Below are 15,648 nucleotides of genomic sequence, written 5' to 3'. Positions count from 1 at the left end.
GAAACCGTAGTACACTATTCCTATCCTTACAATTCAAGTCTCCAAGTTCAACTCTCATTGTGATTTTGACTGTGAGTAAAATCTAAATTAAATCATCCAAATACATAAAAACTATGCTTATAGCTGAAAATCTGACCAAAAAATATGGCAGTCATACTGCTTTGAATAAACTGAACCTAACTATTAAAGAAGGGGAAATATTTGCACTTTTAGGCCAGAATGGTGCCGGAAAAACGACTACAATTAATCTCTTTCTGGGTTTTATTGAACCAACAGAAGGAGAATTAAAAATCAATGATATATCGGTTATATCTAATGCTCAGGAAACTAAAAAATATGTGGCTTACATTCCTGAAACCGTAATGTTATATCCTAATCTTACGGGTTTAGAAAACCTAAAATTCTTCTCATCGCTTGCAGGATTTAAATACTCTACGGGTGAATTGACTTATTTTTTGACTAAAGCAGGTTTGCAAATAACGGCACACGATCAAAATCTGGGCGGATATTCTAAAGGAATGCGGCAAAAAGTCGGTATTGCGATCGCGATTGCCAAAAAAGCAAAAGTGCTATTGTTAGATGAACCTACAAGCGGATTAGATCCGAAGGCTTCGAATGAATTTTCGCAAATCCTGAAAGAACTATCTGCAGACGGAACGGCAATATTGATGGCTACGCACGATATTTTCAGAGCCCGAGAAGTAGCTTCACACATTGGAATTATGAAACAAGGAAACCTGGTAACAGTTATCGAAGCCGACAAAATATCGGCAAACGAACTGGAAGATTTGTATTTACAAACTGTATAAAAGGAAGTATAATTTCCATTAACATAAAAATGAAACATATATATCCTTTTATATTTTTAATAATTGGTTCTCAATGCGCACAATCGCAAATCATTAATAAAAAAGCCAAAGACAGCATTGTTCCGGACTCTGTAAAAGTGGCAAGAAATGAATTGCAAACGGTTGAAATTATAGGACGTTCGTCAAAGAAGTACAATAGCGATTATTCGTTTGCTGCCACAAAAACTGCAGCGTTAAACAAGGATATTCCGCAATCTATCGCTACAATTACCAAAGAATTAATTGCAGATAAAGGTGCTTTTTATCTTGCTGATGCTGTAAAAATGGCAAGTGGTGTGATTCCGGCGAGTTATTACAATCAATATACGATTCGTGGCATTAGTCAGAATGAAGAAGGTCAGATTGTAAACGGTATGCGAACCCGCCAATATTACTTTTTACAACCCTTAACTACTAATATCGAACGTGTAGAAGTGATTAAAGGCCCGTCGAGTGCTACATTTTCTTCTGTAGATCCTGGCGGAAGCATTAATTTGGTGACCAAAAAACCTTTAGCAATCGATCGCAAAGAAGTGAGTCTTAGCGTGGGAAGTTTTAGTACTTTACGCGGAAGTCTGGATTTTACCGGACCTCTTAACGAATCGAAAACTCTTTTGTACCGTGTAAACGGAGCGTATCAGGAAGCCAAATCTTTTCGTGATTTAGTGAGTAATAAATCGTTTTTGATCTCTCCGTCTTTCAGTTATATCCCAAACGAAAAAACGGCTATTAATACTGAATTGATTCTTAGTAATATGACCGGGATTCTGGATCGTGGTCAGCCTATTTTTGGCGCTGTTGCAGGAGTTACCAGTTTAAACAAAACACCTATAAGTCTGAATCTGGGTGCACCGAGTGATTTTTTTAAATCGAAAGAAATGATTTTTACGACCAGTTTGGGGCATAAATTCAGTTCTAAAATTGGTTTTAATGCACAATATATGAAACAATCCTGGACAGAAGATCTTCAGGAACACAGAACGACAAACGGTTTTGCCGTTGATATGAACAATCAGCCTGTGACCAGTCTGGCTATGATGCAATTTGTGCAACGCCAGCAATATTGGGATATCGACAATTTGAGTACGTATTTTAATTTTGATTTAAAAACCGGAAAAATAAAACACAAATTATTGGTTGGCTACGATTTAAGCAGTTGGAACAAAACCAAAGGCGGCGGACAAAATGCCGCAAGAGGTTATTTACTAAAAGACGGAACTGTGGCCACTACTTTTGTTACGGCAAATGCAGCTAATTATCAAACTACTACGATTGATGGAGTTGTTTTGCCTAAACCCAATGTTAATTATTTCAATCTGAATAATCCAACATATACTATTACAAGCGCAGATGATTATACGTTGAATATAAGAACAGCGTTGCCATCTGCATTAACGACTACAAATGCTATTTATATTCAGGATCAGATTCAGTGGGAAAAATTTACGTTTTTGCTGGGTTTACGAAACGAATGGTTTGAAGATATTACCAATTATGAATCGAATAATGAATTGAAGGTTAAAAAATCGGCTTTGTTGCCTCGTGTAGGCGTGACTTATGCGGTCAACAATGAAATTAATGTTTATACCACTTATCTTGAAGGTTATCAGCCACAATCGAATACGGTGACTTTAATGCCGCAAACGGGGTCTTTACCCGCCGGAAGTTTATTCGATCCGCTTGAAAGTAATTTGAAAGAAGTGGGAATAAAAACGACTTTCTTCAATAATTCGATGAGTTTTAATGCAGCAATTTACGAGATCAATCAGCGTAATATTTTGATGAATGCTAATGATCCTGCCAATCCTGATTTATTGGTCACCAGAGGTGCGGAAAGAAGCCGTGGTTTTGAGTGTGATCTTGCAGGTTATATCACAGCCGACTGGCAAATAAATGCTTCGTACAGTTATATCGATGCCGAAATTACCAACGATCGCGATGCATCCTTAATTGGGGCCAGAAAACAAAATACGCCTAAAAACAGCGCTAATTTATGGACACGTTATAACTTCAGTTCAGATTCAGCTTTAAAAGATTTGGGCGTGGGTTTCGGGATGCAATATCAAAGCAGCAAAGTACCATGGTTTACCAGAGCTTTTACTCTTCCTGATTTTACTGTTTTTGATGCTGCCATTTATTACAAACCCAACAAGAGCAATATGCAAATTGCTGTAAACGCTGGTAATTTATTTAATAAAACCTATTGGTTAGGTGCTCAAAATTATTTGAGACTATTTCCCGGAGCTCCCAGAAATTTTAGCCTGACTGTAACTTATAAATTTTAATTGGTATGAAATCATTACACACAGAAATTTTAATCGCCAAACATTTAAAGAACTCCGTTTTTAAAAATTCGGCAGTTTTTATTATCACCCTTTTTATTGGGATTATTTTACTTTATGCTGCTTTTTCTGGTTGGGAAAATTATACCAATCAAAACGAAACCAGCGAAAAATACCAGCACGAATCCCGAGAAGACTGGTTGAAAAATCCGGACAAGAACCCACACCGAATGGCGCATTACGGAAATTTTGCTTTCAGAAAAAGTACGCCTTTAAGTATTTTTGAATTTGGGATGGAACCTTTCTTCGGGAATGCCATTTTTCTGGAAGCGCACAAGCAAAATACCGCTAATTTCTCTGAAGCAGGATTTTCTAATAGTATGCTTCGATTTGGAGAAATCAGTATTGCAATGGTTTTACAAATTTTATTGCCTTTATTGATCTTTTTCTTAGGTTTTAATGCGGTCGCAGCCGAAAGAGAAGACGGAACTCTAAAACTGCTTTTAAGTCAGGGAATCAGTTGGAAACAATTATTAAGAGGTAAAATACTAGGAATCGCCAGCGTTATTATGCTGTTTTTTATCCCAACCATTATTGTTTTGGTTTTTATCTGGTTGTTGCTGCAAAATTTCAGCATTTCTGCCGATGAAACGATCAAAATGCTATTATTTATTGGGTTTCATTTTATTTATCTGATTTTCTTTTGTGTGATCGCAGTTTTGGTTTCTGCATCTAGCAAAACATCTAAAAAAGCATTAATCTCGCTAATTGGAATTTGGTTGGTTTTTACGATTATCCTGCCACGAACCACTCAGGCAATTGGCGCTTATATTTACGAAGCTCCGTCTAAAATTCAGTTTCAGAGTGATATCGAAAAAGATATTCTTAAACAAGGAGACAGTCACAATCCTAATGATTTGCATTATAAAGCGATTAAAGATTCTCTTTTAAGCGTCTACAAAGTAGATTCGGTACAAAAACTGCCTTTTAATTATTCCGGATTTATCATGACCGAAGGGGAGAAAATAAGCTCCCGCATATACAATCAACATTTAGAAACTTTACTGAAGGTTTATGAAAAGCAAAACAGTTTTTCTAAAACAGTTTCATTTTTGAATCCGTATATCGCAATGAAAAATTTATCGATGGGATTATCCAATACAGATTATGATTCGTATATCGATTTTCAGAAACAAGCGGAAGAGTATCGTTATAACATGGCGCAAAAAATGAATGGTTTACAGGTAAAATACATTAGTAACAAAAAACCTGGACCAAATGATAAACCACTAACTATCAACAAAGAACATTGGGCTGATGTCGCCGAATTTCATTATGAACCAAAAGGAATTTTGGACGTTTTAAAATCTGAAATTGTTTCTGTTCTCTCTATCACTCTCTGGACTATAATGCTGTTTATTTTGATTCGAATTGCAGCAAAAAACCTTAAAGCCATTTAATATGTTAGTATTACTATTTAAAAATTTCATACGATCGAAAGGAACCAAAATCGGACTGATTTTCCTTTTAATTATCTGTTTTATAAGTCTTTTAATTGGTCAGCAATTTCAGCAAAAGCAACAGAATAATATTAAAGAAGCGGCACTTTATCAAAAAGAACATATTGCCAGAAATGCTGCTTTTCATAAAGACGAAATGGGGCTTCTGCTCTATTACATCAAATTTTCATTGGTCAATGCAACCTTACCTGTTAATAGTTTGGCAATTGGGCAAAGAGATGTAAATCCGTCGATACAAAGTGTTACAATTCGAGGTTTAGAAGGTCAGAAATACGACTCGGAATTAAATAACCCCAACAATTTATTATCCGGAAACATCGATTTTAGTTTTGTACTGATTTATCTTTTTCCACTATTAATCATTGCCTTTTCTTATAATCTGGTTTCAGAAGAAAAAGAAAGCGGAACATGGAAAATTGTCGCTACACAAAGCGATAATACTTTTTTATACATCCTGAAGTTATTCTACATTAGAATTTTAAGTTTAATTGCGCTTTTAACAATGGTACTTTTTATCGCAATTTTATTTTTGAATATTCCGCTTAATCAGGCACTTTTTACCTTTTACGGTCTCGGAATTTTATACATCCTTTTTTGGTTTGCTATAAGCTTTTTCATTGTTTCGTTACAACAAAATTCAAACTTCAATGCGGTTATTTTATTGACAATCTGGTTGTTTTTGATCATCATTTTACCGGCAACAATCAATACTTATATTGTCAATAAATTTCCAATTCCGGAAGCTTTAGAATTGACGGTTAAGCAAAGAAATGCCTATCATGAAAAATGGGATATGGATAAAAAAATAACAATGGATAAATTCTACAATCATTATCCGCAATTTAAAACGTATCCTTTGCCGGACAAAGAATTCAGCTGGCTTTGGTATTATGCCATGCAACAAGCGGGAGATGATGATTCGGCAAAACAATCTCAGGAATTAGAGCATAAATTACAACAGCGAAACAAAGCGAGTCAGCTTATTGCGCACTTTATTCCAACTTTACACACTCAGATTCAGTTAAACGAAATTGCTCAATCTGATCTGGGAAACCAGCTTTTATTTTTGAAAGAGACAAAGCAATTCCATGAAAAAATGCGTTTGTATTTCTATCCAAAAATATTTGATAATGCAGATGTTAGTAAAGAAAACTGGTCTAAATTTAAAGTGGAAACTTTTAATGATCCATCTGAAGTAAGTTTTGCAAAAGCATTTTTGCCTTTATTACTTTTCAATTTATTGCTGATTGGTTTTGGATGGAGGAATTTTAAAAAACAAACCATCTAAAATTTTTAAACCATATAAGTGATATAAGTTCATATTATAGATCTACATATAATTAAGCTTAAATTACTTATATCACTTATATGGTTTAATGGTAAGTTTTACCGCAAAGAACGGAAGATTTTATTATGTTGTTTTTATAAAAAATGCAAAGTTCGCAAAGCTATATATTGAAATAGCTTTGCGAACTTTGCGTAAACTTTTGCGTGCTTTGCGGTTAAAAAGACACTCCCATTAAAAATATTATTACTTTATAAACTCAATAATAAATCCTCCTTTTGGAGCTAAGTTATACTGCCATTTTGAAGTTATCGGATGAGTTTCTACTTTAAAATCCATTAACGGGTCTTTGCCTTCAGAGATAATTCTGAATTTTGAATAGCCTTTTCCATATTTTTTAAGATCGATTGAAACTGGATTTACTTTGTTTGTTCCGTTGATTCCCACGATATACGAAAGGTTGTCTTTTTTACGCGATAATACAACTGCTTTTCCTGGTTCTGCAATGATGCATTCTGTTTTATCCCAAGTCGCCGGCATTTCTTTTAATAGATTCTTCAATTCATTTGGTAATGAATTAAAAACCTCTTCTGAATCGGCAAAATGAATAATTCCTGATGTATAAATCATCGCCATCGCCAATTCATGTGTTCCTGTATTTAAACGAGTGTATTTTCTAAAAGTTAATGCAAACGGCGTATAATCAGAAGGTCCGGCTACGTTTCTTGTAAAAGGCAATACGGTGTTTTGTTCTGCTGCCATTTCCGGAAATCTTGGCTCGTAAAAATAGCTTTCGGTTCCTAGAATTGCTTCGGCTGTTACAAAATTAGGCCATGTTCTGTGCCATCCTCTTGGTACCGTTGTTCCGTGTAAGTTTACTAATAAATGTTGTTTCGCAGCATCTTCAAAAACCGATTGCAAAGTTCCCATAACTTCTTGACGATCTGAGCACCAAAAATCTATTTTAACTCCTTTTACGCCCATATCAGCCAGTTCTTTGAATCTTTTCTTTCTTTTATCCGCGTCAAAATACTCTGCTGAATATCCCCAAACCAATGGCTGAACTCCTTTTGCTAAAGCGTAATCGATAATTTTTCCTTCTTTATTGGCTTTTTCCCATCCGGCATCAAAAAGCGTGTATCTAAAACCAAATGAAGCCGAAACATCTGTAAATTTATTGTACATTTCCGGAGTAAAATCCTCAGGATGTGACCACCAGGACCATGCAGCTTTTCCGGATACAATCCACGAAGTATCTTCGATTTTTGAGGCTGGAGCCAAATCTGTAATCATAGTCGATAATAAAATATCTCCTGCTTTATCGCCAATCATAATTACTCTCCAAGGCATTGTCCAAGGTAAATTTGATTCCGGATAAGCTTCTTTATCCGGTAAAGGCAACGTAAATTTCTCGTCTTTTTTAGCGAAAGCTATATTGTAAATTCCGCCTTTAGAATCGGGTTGCAAATGGCATCCCGGAAACGAACCGTCAGTTGCAGATTCTGCAATTAGAACCCAACTTTTAGCATCGTTTACATTAAAAAGTGCCGGCATACACCAACCCACAGATTCACCTCTTGCACCATTTATTGGGTCTCCAGGTTTTACATTAATATAAAAATCTTCATAACCCGGAGTATAATCTCCAGCCTTATTGTAAGGTTGAAGCCATCCTTTGGCATTTTGATCAATATGGAATCCTGTACTTTCATTTTTAAGAACTCTGGTTTGATTTTCTTTTTCGGCAAATCTGTATCTAAAAGCAACTCCTTCTTCTCCGGCAATTAAATCTATTGTCATCAAAGCACCTTGCCCGTTTTTAAACGTGATGCTTTTACTTTTAAAAACATGATTGGCAATTTTATTATTCGCCACTTTAAGCTCGTATTTTTCTACCTTTTCTTCGACAGGTGAAACTTTTACCACTGATAATCCAGAAGTAAAATCATTGTTGGTGAAAGTCAGACCCAGCGGAGAATTTAAAAGTATCTTTTTGTCACGTCGTGTTACTTCATAAGATAAGCTTCCATCTTTAGCGAAAGACAACTCGATTTTGTTGAGATTATCTTTAGACTTTAGAGAAAGTCCATCGTTTTGTGCTTTAGTGGTTAGCTGCACAAAAAACATTGCGGGTATCAGCAAACTTAAGGATCTATGAATAAGCATTTTTTTCATTGTATATAATTTAGAGGTGATAGTTCAATTTTTAGTAATTGTAATTTTTTTGCCACGAATTCACGAATGAGCACGAATTAATTTCTACAATTAATCGCTAAAAAATCATTTTAATCTTTCTAATCTGTGGCATATTTTGGAATCACAACATCAAAAGCATAGATAATCGTTTCATTATAAACTTGTCCGGCTTCGAAAATTGTATTTGGGAAATGGGTGTGATTCGGACTGTCCGGATAATATTGGCATTCTAAACAAAGCCCGTCGAAAGGTTCGTAAAACTTGCCATGTTCGCCCAAAACAGCACTATTAAGATAATCTCCTGTGTACAATTGTACGCCGGGATAAGTAGTTTTTACGAGTAACTTTCTACCTGATTTTTCTTCGAATAATTCACATGAAAAATCGGGACGTATTTTATTATCATTAAAAATATAATACGTGTTGAGTCCGCAATTTTTCATCACATCTCCTAATTTATAGTTTTGAAAAGCATAGTTTTCTGCGGGTAAAATTTTCCCTGTTGGGATATAATCTGCCGTACTTTCAACTATTTTGTCTGCTTCAATTTTTAGAAAATGATGCTGTATTTTTTCTTTACAGGCCGATAAATTAAAATAAGAATGATTGGTAAAATTGAGCGGCGTTGGTTCATCGGCTAAAGCCAAATATTTAATTTTGAGTTCGTTTTTATCCGTCCAGTTATACATCACTTTTGATTTTAAGTTTCCGGGGAAACCGCCTTCTCCACTGTTGCTTTCCAGAATAAAAACTATCGCATCATCCTTTATCGCAAAATCAAAAACCTTGTTGTTAAATCCTGCAGAACCGCTGTGATTGTTGTTTTTTCCATCGTTTTTATCGAGATAATAGGTTTTATTTTCGATCGAAAATTCCGCATTATTGATTCTGTTGGCAAAACGCCCAACCGTTGCTCCTATATAAGATTTGTCTTTTAGATATCCTTCAAGAGTAGGAAATCCTAAGACTACATTTTCTTTAATTCCGTTTTTGTCCGGCACCACTATGGATTTTACTATGGCTCCATAATTAAGGAGTTCAACATAGTTTCCGTGAACATTGGTGAGTCGAAAGTTAAAGATTTCTTTGCCATCGCATACGCCAAAAGGTTCGCATACAATATTATTAATAGAATTCATATAGTTTTAAAAAAAGGATTGAAAAACATCATTGTTATTCGAATGTTTCAAATGTAGTTTTGATTATTGTCATCAAAATGGACATTTTTTTTAAAAACATGGATTAAATTACGATATTTGAAAAATAGTATCCGCAAAAATGAAGAATTCACCACAAAAGGAAAAGATAAAAGTTAAAGAAGGTTTTTTAGGCCAACGTATGATCGTGATTCCTAAAAACATACTTTCGAGCATTAAAAAAAATGCACTTATTGCCAGTTTGTATTTTACAGATATTGGAGTTTTCCCGAATGCAAGCCACCATTCGATGAAACGAAAACATGGCAGCAAACAATACATTCTTATTTATTGTTATAAAGGTGAAGGTATCATTAGTAAAGAAAACAAAACCATAACGCTCAAAGCGAATACCTTTTATATAATACCTCCTGAAGTGGCGCATGATTATTATGCACTAAAACAAAATCCGTGGAGTATTTACTGGATTCATTTTACCGGGCCTCAAGCGCCACATTTCTACGAAAAGTTCATTACCGAATTTCCTGATACAGCGCCTCAATTGTCGCTTGAAGAAAGACGTATTGAACTTTTTGAAAATATCCTGGATGTTATGGAAGATGGTTATAGTGCCAGTAATCTGGAATATGCCAATCTCTCGTTATGGCAATTATTGAATGCTTTTTTATATGAGCGATTTTTCATCAAAAAAAACAGGCAATTTTCAGAGGATAATACTATTGAGTCCGCAATTGATTATATGAAAAAACATCTGGATTTAGCGCTAAAAATCAATGATGTCGCTGCTTACTTTAATTACTCGTCTTCGCACTTTTTTACCTTGTTTAAGAAGCAAACGGGCTACTCTCCTATACATTATTTCAATTACTTAAAAATGCAAAAAGCCTGTCAATATCTCAGCTTTACCACTATGAGTATTAAAGAAATAAGCTTTGCTTTGGGGTTTAATGATCCGTTGTATTTTTCGCGTTTATTCAAAAAAATAATGAGCACTTCGCCCATACAATATCGCACGGAATACAAGCAGTAACGCAATTGTTTTCGTATTTTAGCCAGAAGCGCAAAAAAATCGTATTATAATCCATCTATTCAAAAAAAATATCCATAAATCAAAGGTTCCTGTTCTGCTAATTTTACAAAAGCTATTAAAACCTTTTTATGAAAAATTATAATTATACCTTTTTACTATCAATTAGCCTTGTCGCAGCATTGGGTGGTTTACTCTTTGGATACGACTGGGTTGTAATAGGTGGTGCAAAACCATTTTACGAAATTTATTTTGGCATTTCTAATTCTCCTGCGCTTCAGGGCTGGGCAATGAGTAGTGCGCTTGTAGGCTGTGTTGCGGGAGCAGCCGTTGCCGGAAAACTGGCAGATACTTACGGCAGACGTCCTATGTTGATCGTTGCCGCCATATTATTCTCCTTATCGGCTCTTGGAACCGGAGCCTCAGAAACTTTTACGGTATTTATTATCTGGCGTATTATTGGCGGAATCGGGATTGGAATTGCGTCGACAATTTCACCCTTATATATTGCCGAAATCGCTCCGCAAGAAACCCGCGGACTTTTTGTATCAATCAACCAACTTACTGTAGTTATAGGTATTCTTGCCGCACAAATCACCAATATGCTGATTACCGAAGTTATTCCGGCAGGATATACACACGTTGAAATTCTGGCTTCATGGAACGGACAAACGGGCTGGAGATGGATGTTTTGGGCTGGATTTTTCCCTGCAGTTCTATTTTTTATATTAATGTTTTTAATTCCTGAAAGCCCAAGATATTTGGCTAAAAAAGGAAATTACGATACAGCCGAAAATACGCTAACTAAAATTGGAGGTTTGGCCTACGCCAAAGAAGCTACGGTAAAAATAAAAGAAACGTTTACCGACGAAAGCGAGAAAACTGATTTCAGAATGTTACTGGATAAAAAAGCATTACCAATTCTAACAATCGGGATTGTATTGGCCGCTTTTCAGCAATGGTGCGGTATCAATATCATCTTTAACTATGCTCAGGAAATCTTCGTTTCGGCGGGTTATAGTATCAACGATTTATTTATGAATATTGTTATTACAGGAAGCATCAACCTTGTGTTTACATTGGTTGCGATGGGAACTGTAGACAAAATTGGCCGTAAAAAACTAATGCTTTTTGGTTCTGGCGCACTTGCTGTAATCTACGCTTTATTGGGGTATTTTTATTATACCAATGTTACCGGATTCCCATTATTATTACTGGTATTATTAGCGATCGCTATTTATGCCATGTCTCTTGCTCCTATCACGTGGGTTATTTTATCTGAAATTTTCCCTAACCGAATCAGAGGTGTTGCGATGTCTGTAGCGACATTTGCTCTCTGGATTGCCTCTGCACTTTTGGTACAGACATTCCCTATTTTCAACGAATATTTAGGCACATCCGGAACTTTCTGGATCTACGGAGTGATCTGTGCCCTAGGATTTCTGTTTGTATTCAAAAAACTTCCTGAAACCAAAAACAAAAGTCTTGAAGAGATTGAGGAACTGATGGTTTCTGATAAAAAATCAAAGAATATTCAATAATTTAAATTTCATTACATCATGCAAAAAGTAAATGTTTGGAAGGAAAAAATAATCCTACCAACCTATGAGGTGGGCAAACCTGAAAAAAATCCTGTATTCATTGAAAAAAGAGTTTATCAGGGAAGTAACGGATCTGTATATCCTTATCCGGTTATTGAAAAAATCGCAGACGAAAAAGTCGACAAAGAATATCAAGCCGTTTATCTTGAAAATGAGTTTGTTAAAATAATGATCTTGCCTGAACTTGGCGGACGTGTGCATATGGCATACGATAAAACCAAAGAACGTCATTTTGTATATTATAATCAGGTTGTAAAACCGGCATTAGTGGGCCTTACAGGTCCTTGGATTTCTGGGGGAATTGAGTTTAACTGGCCACAACACCACAGACCAACGACTTTTGATCCGGTAGATTTCACAATCGAAGAACGTGAAGACGGAAGCGCAACCGTTTGGTGCAGCGAGGTCGAGCGTATGTTTAGAACCAAAGGTATGGCGGGATTTAGATTGTATCCTGACAAAGCATATTTAGAAATCAGAGCGCAATTATACAACAGAACATCTTTCCCACAAACCTTTTTATGGTGGGCAAATCCTGCGGTTAAAGTAAATGACGATTATCAATCGGTTTTTCCACCGGATGTAAATGCTGTTTTTGACCACGGTAAACGCGATGTTTCGTCTTTCCCAATTGCAAAAGGAACCTATTACAAAGTAGATTATTCACCGGGAACTGATATTTCGCGTTATAAAAATATTCCTGTTCCAACATCTTATATGGCGATTGCATCTAAATATAATTTTGTGGGCGGATACGAAAATGATTCAAAAGGCGGATTATTGCACGTAGCCAATCATCATGTTTCTCCGGGAAAAAAACAATGGACTTGGGGACATGGCGATTTCGGTCGTGCCTGGGATCGTAACCTTACTGATGAAGATGGCCCATATATTGAATTAATGTGTGGCGTTTACACGGATAATCAGCCAGATTTTACGTGGATTATGCCGGGTGAACAAAAAGATTTTACACAGTATTTTATGCCGTACCGCGATTTAGGCATCGTGAAAAATGCGACTAAAAATGCGATGGTTAATATTGAAAGTATCGATAATAAATTAGTAATTAAAGCTTATACAACAGGTGTTTACCCGAATACAACAGTTACTTTAAAAAGCAACGATACTGTTTTATTACAAAAACAATACGATGCTTCTCCGTACAATTCATTCGAAGAAACAATTGATTTTGATCAAAATGCTTCTTTAGAAAGTTTGTCGATTTCAGTAACGGATGCCGATGGTAAAGTTCTGGTAGATTGGGCATATGAAGCACAAAATGAAGATGAAATTCCAGAAGCAGCAAAACCTGCCCTTGCTCCGGAAACTATCGAAAGTAATGAGCAATTGTTCCTGACGGCACAGCATTTAGAGCAATACAGACACGCTACTTATAGCCCGATTCCGTATTACAAAGAAGCTATAAAACGTGATGCCGGCGATGTTCGTTCGAATAATGCAATGGGATTATGGCTGATGCGAAGAGCAAAATTTACAGAAGCTGAACCTTATTTTAGAGCGGCTATCAAAACTTTGACACAGAGAAATCCGAATCCGTATGATGGAGAACCGTATTTCAATTTAGGTTTATGTCTTAAATATCAAGATAAAAACAAAGAAGCTTACGATGCTTTCTATAAAGCAACGTGGAATGCGGCCTGGCAAAATCAAGGTTATTTTTATGTAGCGCAACTTGACGCATTAAATGGCGATTATGAATTGGCTTTAACGCACATCAAAAAAGCAATTTCTAAAAATACCGAAGATCATAAAGCATTGCATTTGCAAGTAGCTTTCCTTAGAAAATTAGGTCAGCATGAAAAAGCGCTACAATTAGCAAATGATTATCTTGAAAATGATTGCTTCAATTTCGGATTACTTTTCGAAAAATACCTTTTAAGCAATGACAAAAAAGACCTTGCGTATTTTAATTCATTAATCAGAAACAACATTCATACGTATATAGAATATGCGTTAGATTATGCTGCTGCAGGTTTGTATCAGGAAGCCGCAAATTTATTGAATGAAGGATTAAAAGACGAAGAAACATATCCATTGGCGTGGTATTTTGCAGGTTCTTTCTACGAAAAATTAAATGATTTCGGTCAAGCCGAAAAGTGCTTTAAAATGGCGTCTCAGGCAAAACCGGATTATTGTTTCCCAAATCAGGTTGAAGCGGCATTAGTACTTCAAAATGTGATCGCGAAACAAACCAATGATGCAAAAGCTTTGTACTATTTAGGAAACTTCTGGTATGCTTCTAAATATTATGATGATGCCATTTCTTGCTGGGAACAATCAGTTGCTATAGATGATAGCTTCCCAACTGTACATCGTAATTTGGCTCTGGCCTATTACAATAAATTAGAAAATGAAGAAAAAGCGCTTGCCAGTTTAGAGAAAGCATTTTCATTAGATTTAGATGATTCCAGAATTTTAATGGAACTTGATCAATTGTACAAACGTTTGAACAGAGATCTGGTTTTCAGATTGGCTTTCTTAGAGAAACATTTAGAATTGGTGATTCAGCGTGACGATGTTTACTTAGAAAGAGTGGCTTTGTACAACCTTTTAGGGAAACACGACAAGGCTTTAACTTTATTACAAAACCGAATTTTCCATCCGTGGGAAGGCGGCGAAGGAAAAGTAAGCGGACAATATCTTACGAGTTTAACCGAAATTGCGAAACAACAAATCTCTGAAGGCAATTATGATCAGGCTATAAAACTTTTAGAACAAGCGCAAACTTATCCTGATAATCTTGGCGAAGGGAAATTACCGGGCGCTCAGGAAAATGATATTCATTATTGGCTTGGCGTTGCTTTCGATAAAAAGAACAATCAGGAAGAAGCCAATAACTGGTGGAAAAAAGCGACTCAGGGACTAGAAGAACCTACGGCTGCGATTTTCTATAACGATCAGCAACCGGATAAAATTTTCTATCAGGGTCTTGCTTTCTTAAAATTAAATGATACCGCTGAGGCTAATAAACGTTTCGAAAAACTTGTTACGTATGCGCAAAAGCATCTAAACGATCATGTTACGATTGACTATTTCGCGGTTTCATTGCCTGATCTTATGATTTGGGAAGATGATTTAGATAAACGTAACAGAATTCACTGTTTGTACATGCAAGGTTTGGGACTTTTAGGTTTGGATAAAAAAGCTGAAGCTGAAGAAACTTTCAAAACAGTTCTTTCTGAAGAAAAAAGCCATTCAGGCGTTACCATACATTTGTCTTTATTGAAAAATGAAGAATCCGTTTCTGTTTAAGTTAGTATAGGTATTTAAACAGTTAGACCCGAAAGGCCATAAAACCTGTCGGGTCTTTGGGAATAAAAAAAGGTTTGATGATTAATTTCATCAAACCTTTTTTGTTTTTTCTAAGCGTTGAATATGGCACGCGGATGACACGGATTCGCTTTGCGAAAACGCGGATATAAAACGGATTTTTTTTGCTTGCAATGGTTATTCACATTGTTGTCATCCTGAGGAACTAAGGATCACACTCGTAGATCGGCAAAGGTTATGTCTTTTCCTAGTGGAGCTTCTCGTGTGATCTCTCCTTCGTCAGAGATGACAAAATTGCGCAGAATAACTTTTAGGGAGAACTTTGTCAAAGTTTAGAACTTTGACAAAGATTTCCACAATCTTGTCATCCTGATTTCTATACTTTTTTCAGGAGCTAATCCCGCTATTCGTTCCAATCTTTTGTGGCGAACACCGCCACAA

At 35.9% G+C, this 15,648-nt stretch carries 9 protein-coding genes; 7 read left to right on the top strand and 2 right to left on the bottom strand.

The window, feature by feature from the left end:
- Positions 1-113 precede the first annotated feature (113 nt).
- Genes FLACOL7796_RS04910 through FLACOL7796_RS04895 form a run of 4 tightly spaced genes read left to right on the top strand, consistent with a single transcriptional unit; the run spans position 114 to position 5,938 of the window.
- A complete protein-coding gene (locus tag FLACOL7796_RS04910; RefSeq protein ID WP_173969716.1) occupies positions 114-809 on the top strand; it encodes an ABC transporter ATP-binding protein in 696 nt (231 codons plus the stop codon).
- 29 nt (positions 810-838) lie between these two features.
- Complete coding sequence (locus FLACOL7796_RS04905; protein WP_173969715.1) at positions 839-3,133, top strand: TonB-dependent siderophore receptor; 2,295 nt, start codon at positions 839-841, stop codon at positions 3,131-3,133.
- A gap of 5 nt (positions 3,134-3,138) precedes the next feature.
- Positions 3,139-4,590, top strand: coding sequence for an ABC transporter permease (locus FLACOL7796_RS04900; protein WP_173969714.1), 1,452 nt, complete (start codon positions 3,139-3,141; stop codon positions 4,588-4,590).
- A 1-nt stretch (position 4,591) separates the two neighbouring features.
- Positions 4,592-5,938, top strand: a complete 1,347-nt coding sequence (locus tag FLACOL7796_RS04895; RefSeq protein ID WP_173969713.1) for a DUF3526 domain-containing protein — start codon at positions 4,592-4,594, stop codon at positions 5,936-5,938.
- A gap of 243 nt (positions 5,939-6,181) precedes the next feature.
- Here the strand turns inward: FLACOL7796_RS04895 and FLACOL7796_RS04890 are convergent, their stop codons facing one another.
- Positions 6,182-8,110 carry a glycoside hydrolase family 97 protein gene (locus tag FLACOL7796_RS04890; RefSeq protein ID WP_173969712.1) on the bottom strand — a complete coding sequence of 643 codons (1,929 nt, stop codon included), beginning with the start codon at positions 8,108-8,110 and terminating at the stop codon, positions 6,182-6,184.
- A 119-nt stretch (positions 8,111-8,229) separates the two neighbouring features.
- A complete protein-coding gene (locus tag FLACOL7796_RS04885; RefSeq protein WP_173969711.1) occupies positions 8,230-9,270 on the bottom strand; it encodes an aldose epimerase family protein in 1,041 nt (346 codons plus the stop codon).
- 139 nt (positions 9,271-9,409) lie between these two features.
- Here FLACOL7796_RS04885 and FLACOL7796_RS04880 point away from each other — a divergent pair, with 139 nt between their 5' ends.
- The 3 genes from FLACOL7796_RS04880 to FLACOL7796_RS04870 all read left to right on the top strand — a co-directional run bounded on the left by FLACOL7796_RS04880 (position 9,410) and on the right by FLACOL7796_RS04870 (position 15,189).
- Complete coding sequence (locus tag FLACOL7796_RS04880) at positions 9,410-10,318, top strand: AraC family transcriptional regulator (protein ID WP_173969710.1); 909 nt, start codon at positions 9,410-9,412, stop codon at positions 10,316-10,318.
- A gap of 128 nt (positions 10,319-10,446) precedes the next feature.
- Positions 10,447-11,856, top strand: coding sequence for a sugar porter family MFS transporter (locus FLACOL7796_RS04875; protein ID WP_173969709.1), 1,410 nt, complete (start codon positions 10,447-10,449; stop codon positions 11,854-11,856).
- An 18-nt stretch (positions 11,857-11,874) separates the two neighbouring features.
- Complete coding sequence (locus FLACOL7796_RS04870; RefSeq protein ID WP_173969708.1) at positions 11,875-15,189, top strand: tetratricopeptide repeat protein; 3,315 nt, start codon at positions 11,875-11,877, stop codon at positions 15,187-15,189.
- Positions 15,190-15,648 lie beyond the last annotated feature (459 nt).

The organism is Flavobacterium bizetiae (assembly GCF_902804475.1).
GTDB lineage: Bacteria > Bacteroidota > Bacteroidia > Flavobacteriales > Flavobacteriaceae > Flavobacterium > Flavobacterium bizetiae.
The sequence above is the reverse complement of the archived record's forward strand: the minus strand, read 5'-3'. Positions and strand labels throughout refer to the sequence as shown.

Excerpts from the sequence above, each read along its gene's own strand:
- FLACOL7796_RS04890 (WP_173969712.1), bottom strand. The coding sequence starts at position 8,110 with ATGAAAAAAATGCTTATTCATAGATCCTTAAGTTTGCTGATACCCGCA.
- FLACOL7796_RS04875 (WP_173969709.1), top strand. The coding sequence starts at position 10,447 with ATGAAAAATTATAATTATACCTTTTTACTATCAATTAGCCTTGTCGCA.
- FLACOL7796_RS04910 (WP_173969716.1), top strand. The coding sequence starts at position 114 with ATGCTTATAGCTGAAAATCTGACCAAAAAATATGGCAGTCATACTGCT.
- FLACOL7796_RS04905 (WP_173969715.1), top strand. The coding sequence starts at position 839 with ATGAAACATATATATCCTTTTATATTTTTAATAATTGGTTCTCAATGC.
- FLACOL7796_RS04880 (WP_173969710.1), top strand. The coding sequence starts at position 9,410 with ATGAAGAATTCACCACAAAAGGAAAAGATAAAAGTTAAAGAAGGTTTT.
- FLACOL7796_RS04885 (WP_173969711.1), bottom strand. The coding sequence starts at position 9,270 with ATGAATTCTATTAATAATATTGTATGCGAACCTTTTGGCGTATGCGAT.
- FLACOL7796_RS04870 (WP_173969708.1), top strand. The coding sequence starts at position 11,875 with ATGCAAAAAGTAAATGTTTGGAAGGAAAAAATAATCCTACCAACCTAT.
- FLACOL7796_RS04900 (WP_173969714.1), top strand. The coding sequence starts at position 3,139 with ATGAAATCATTACACACAGAAATTTTAATCGCCAAACATTTAAAGAAC.
- FLACOL7796_RS04895 (WP_173969713.1), top strand. The coding sequence starts at position 4,592 with ATGTTAGTATTACTATTTAAAAATTTCATACGATCGAAAGGAACCAAA.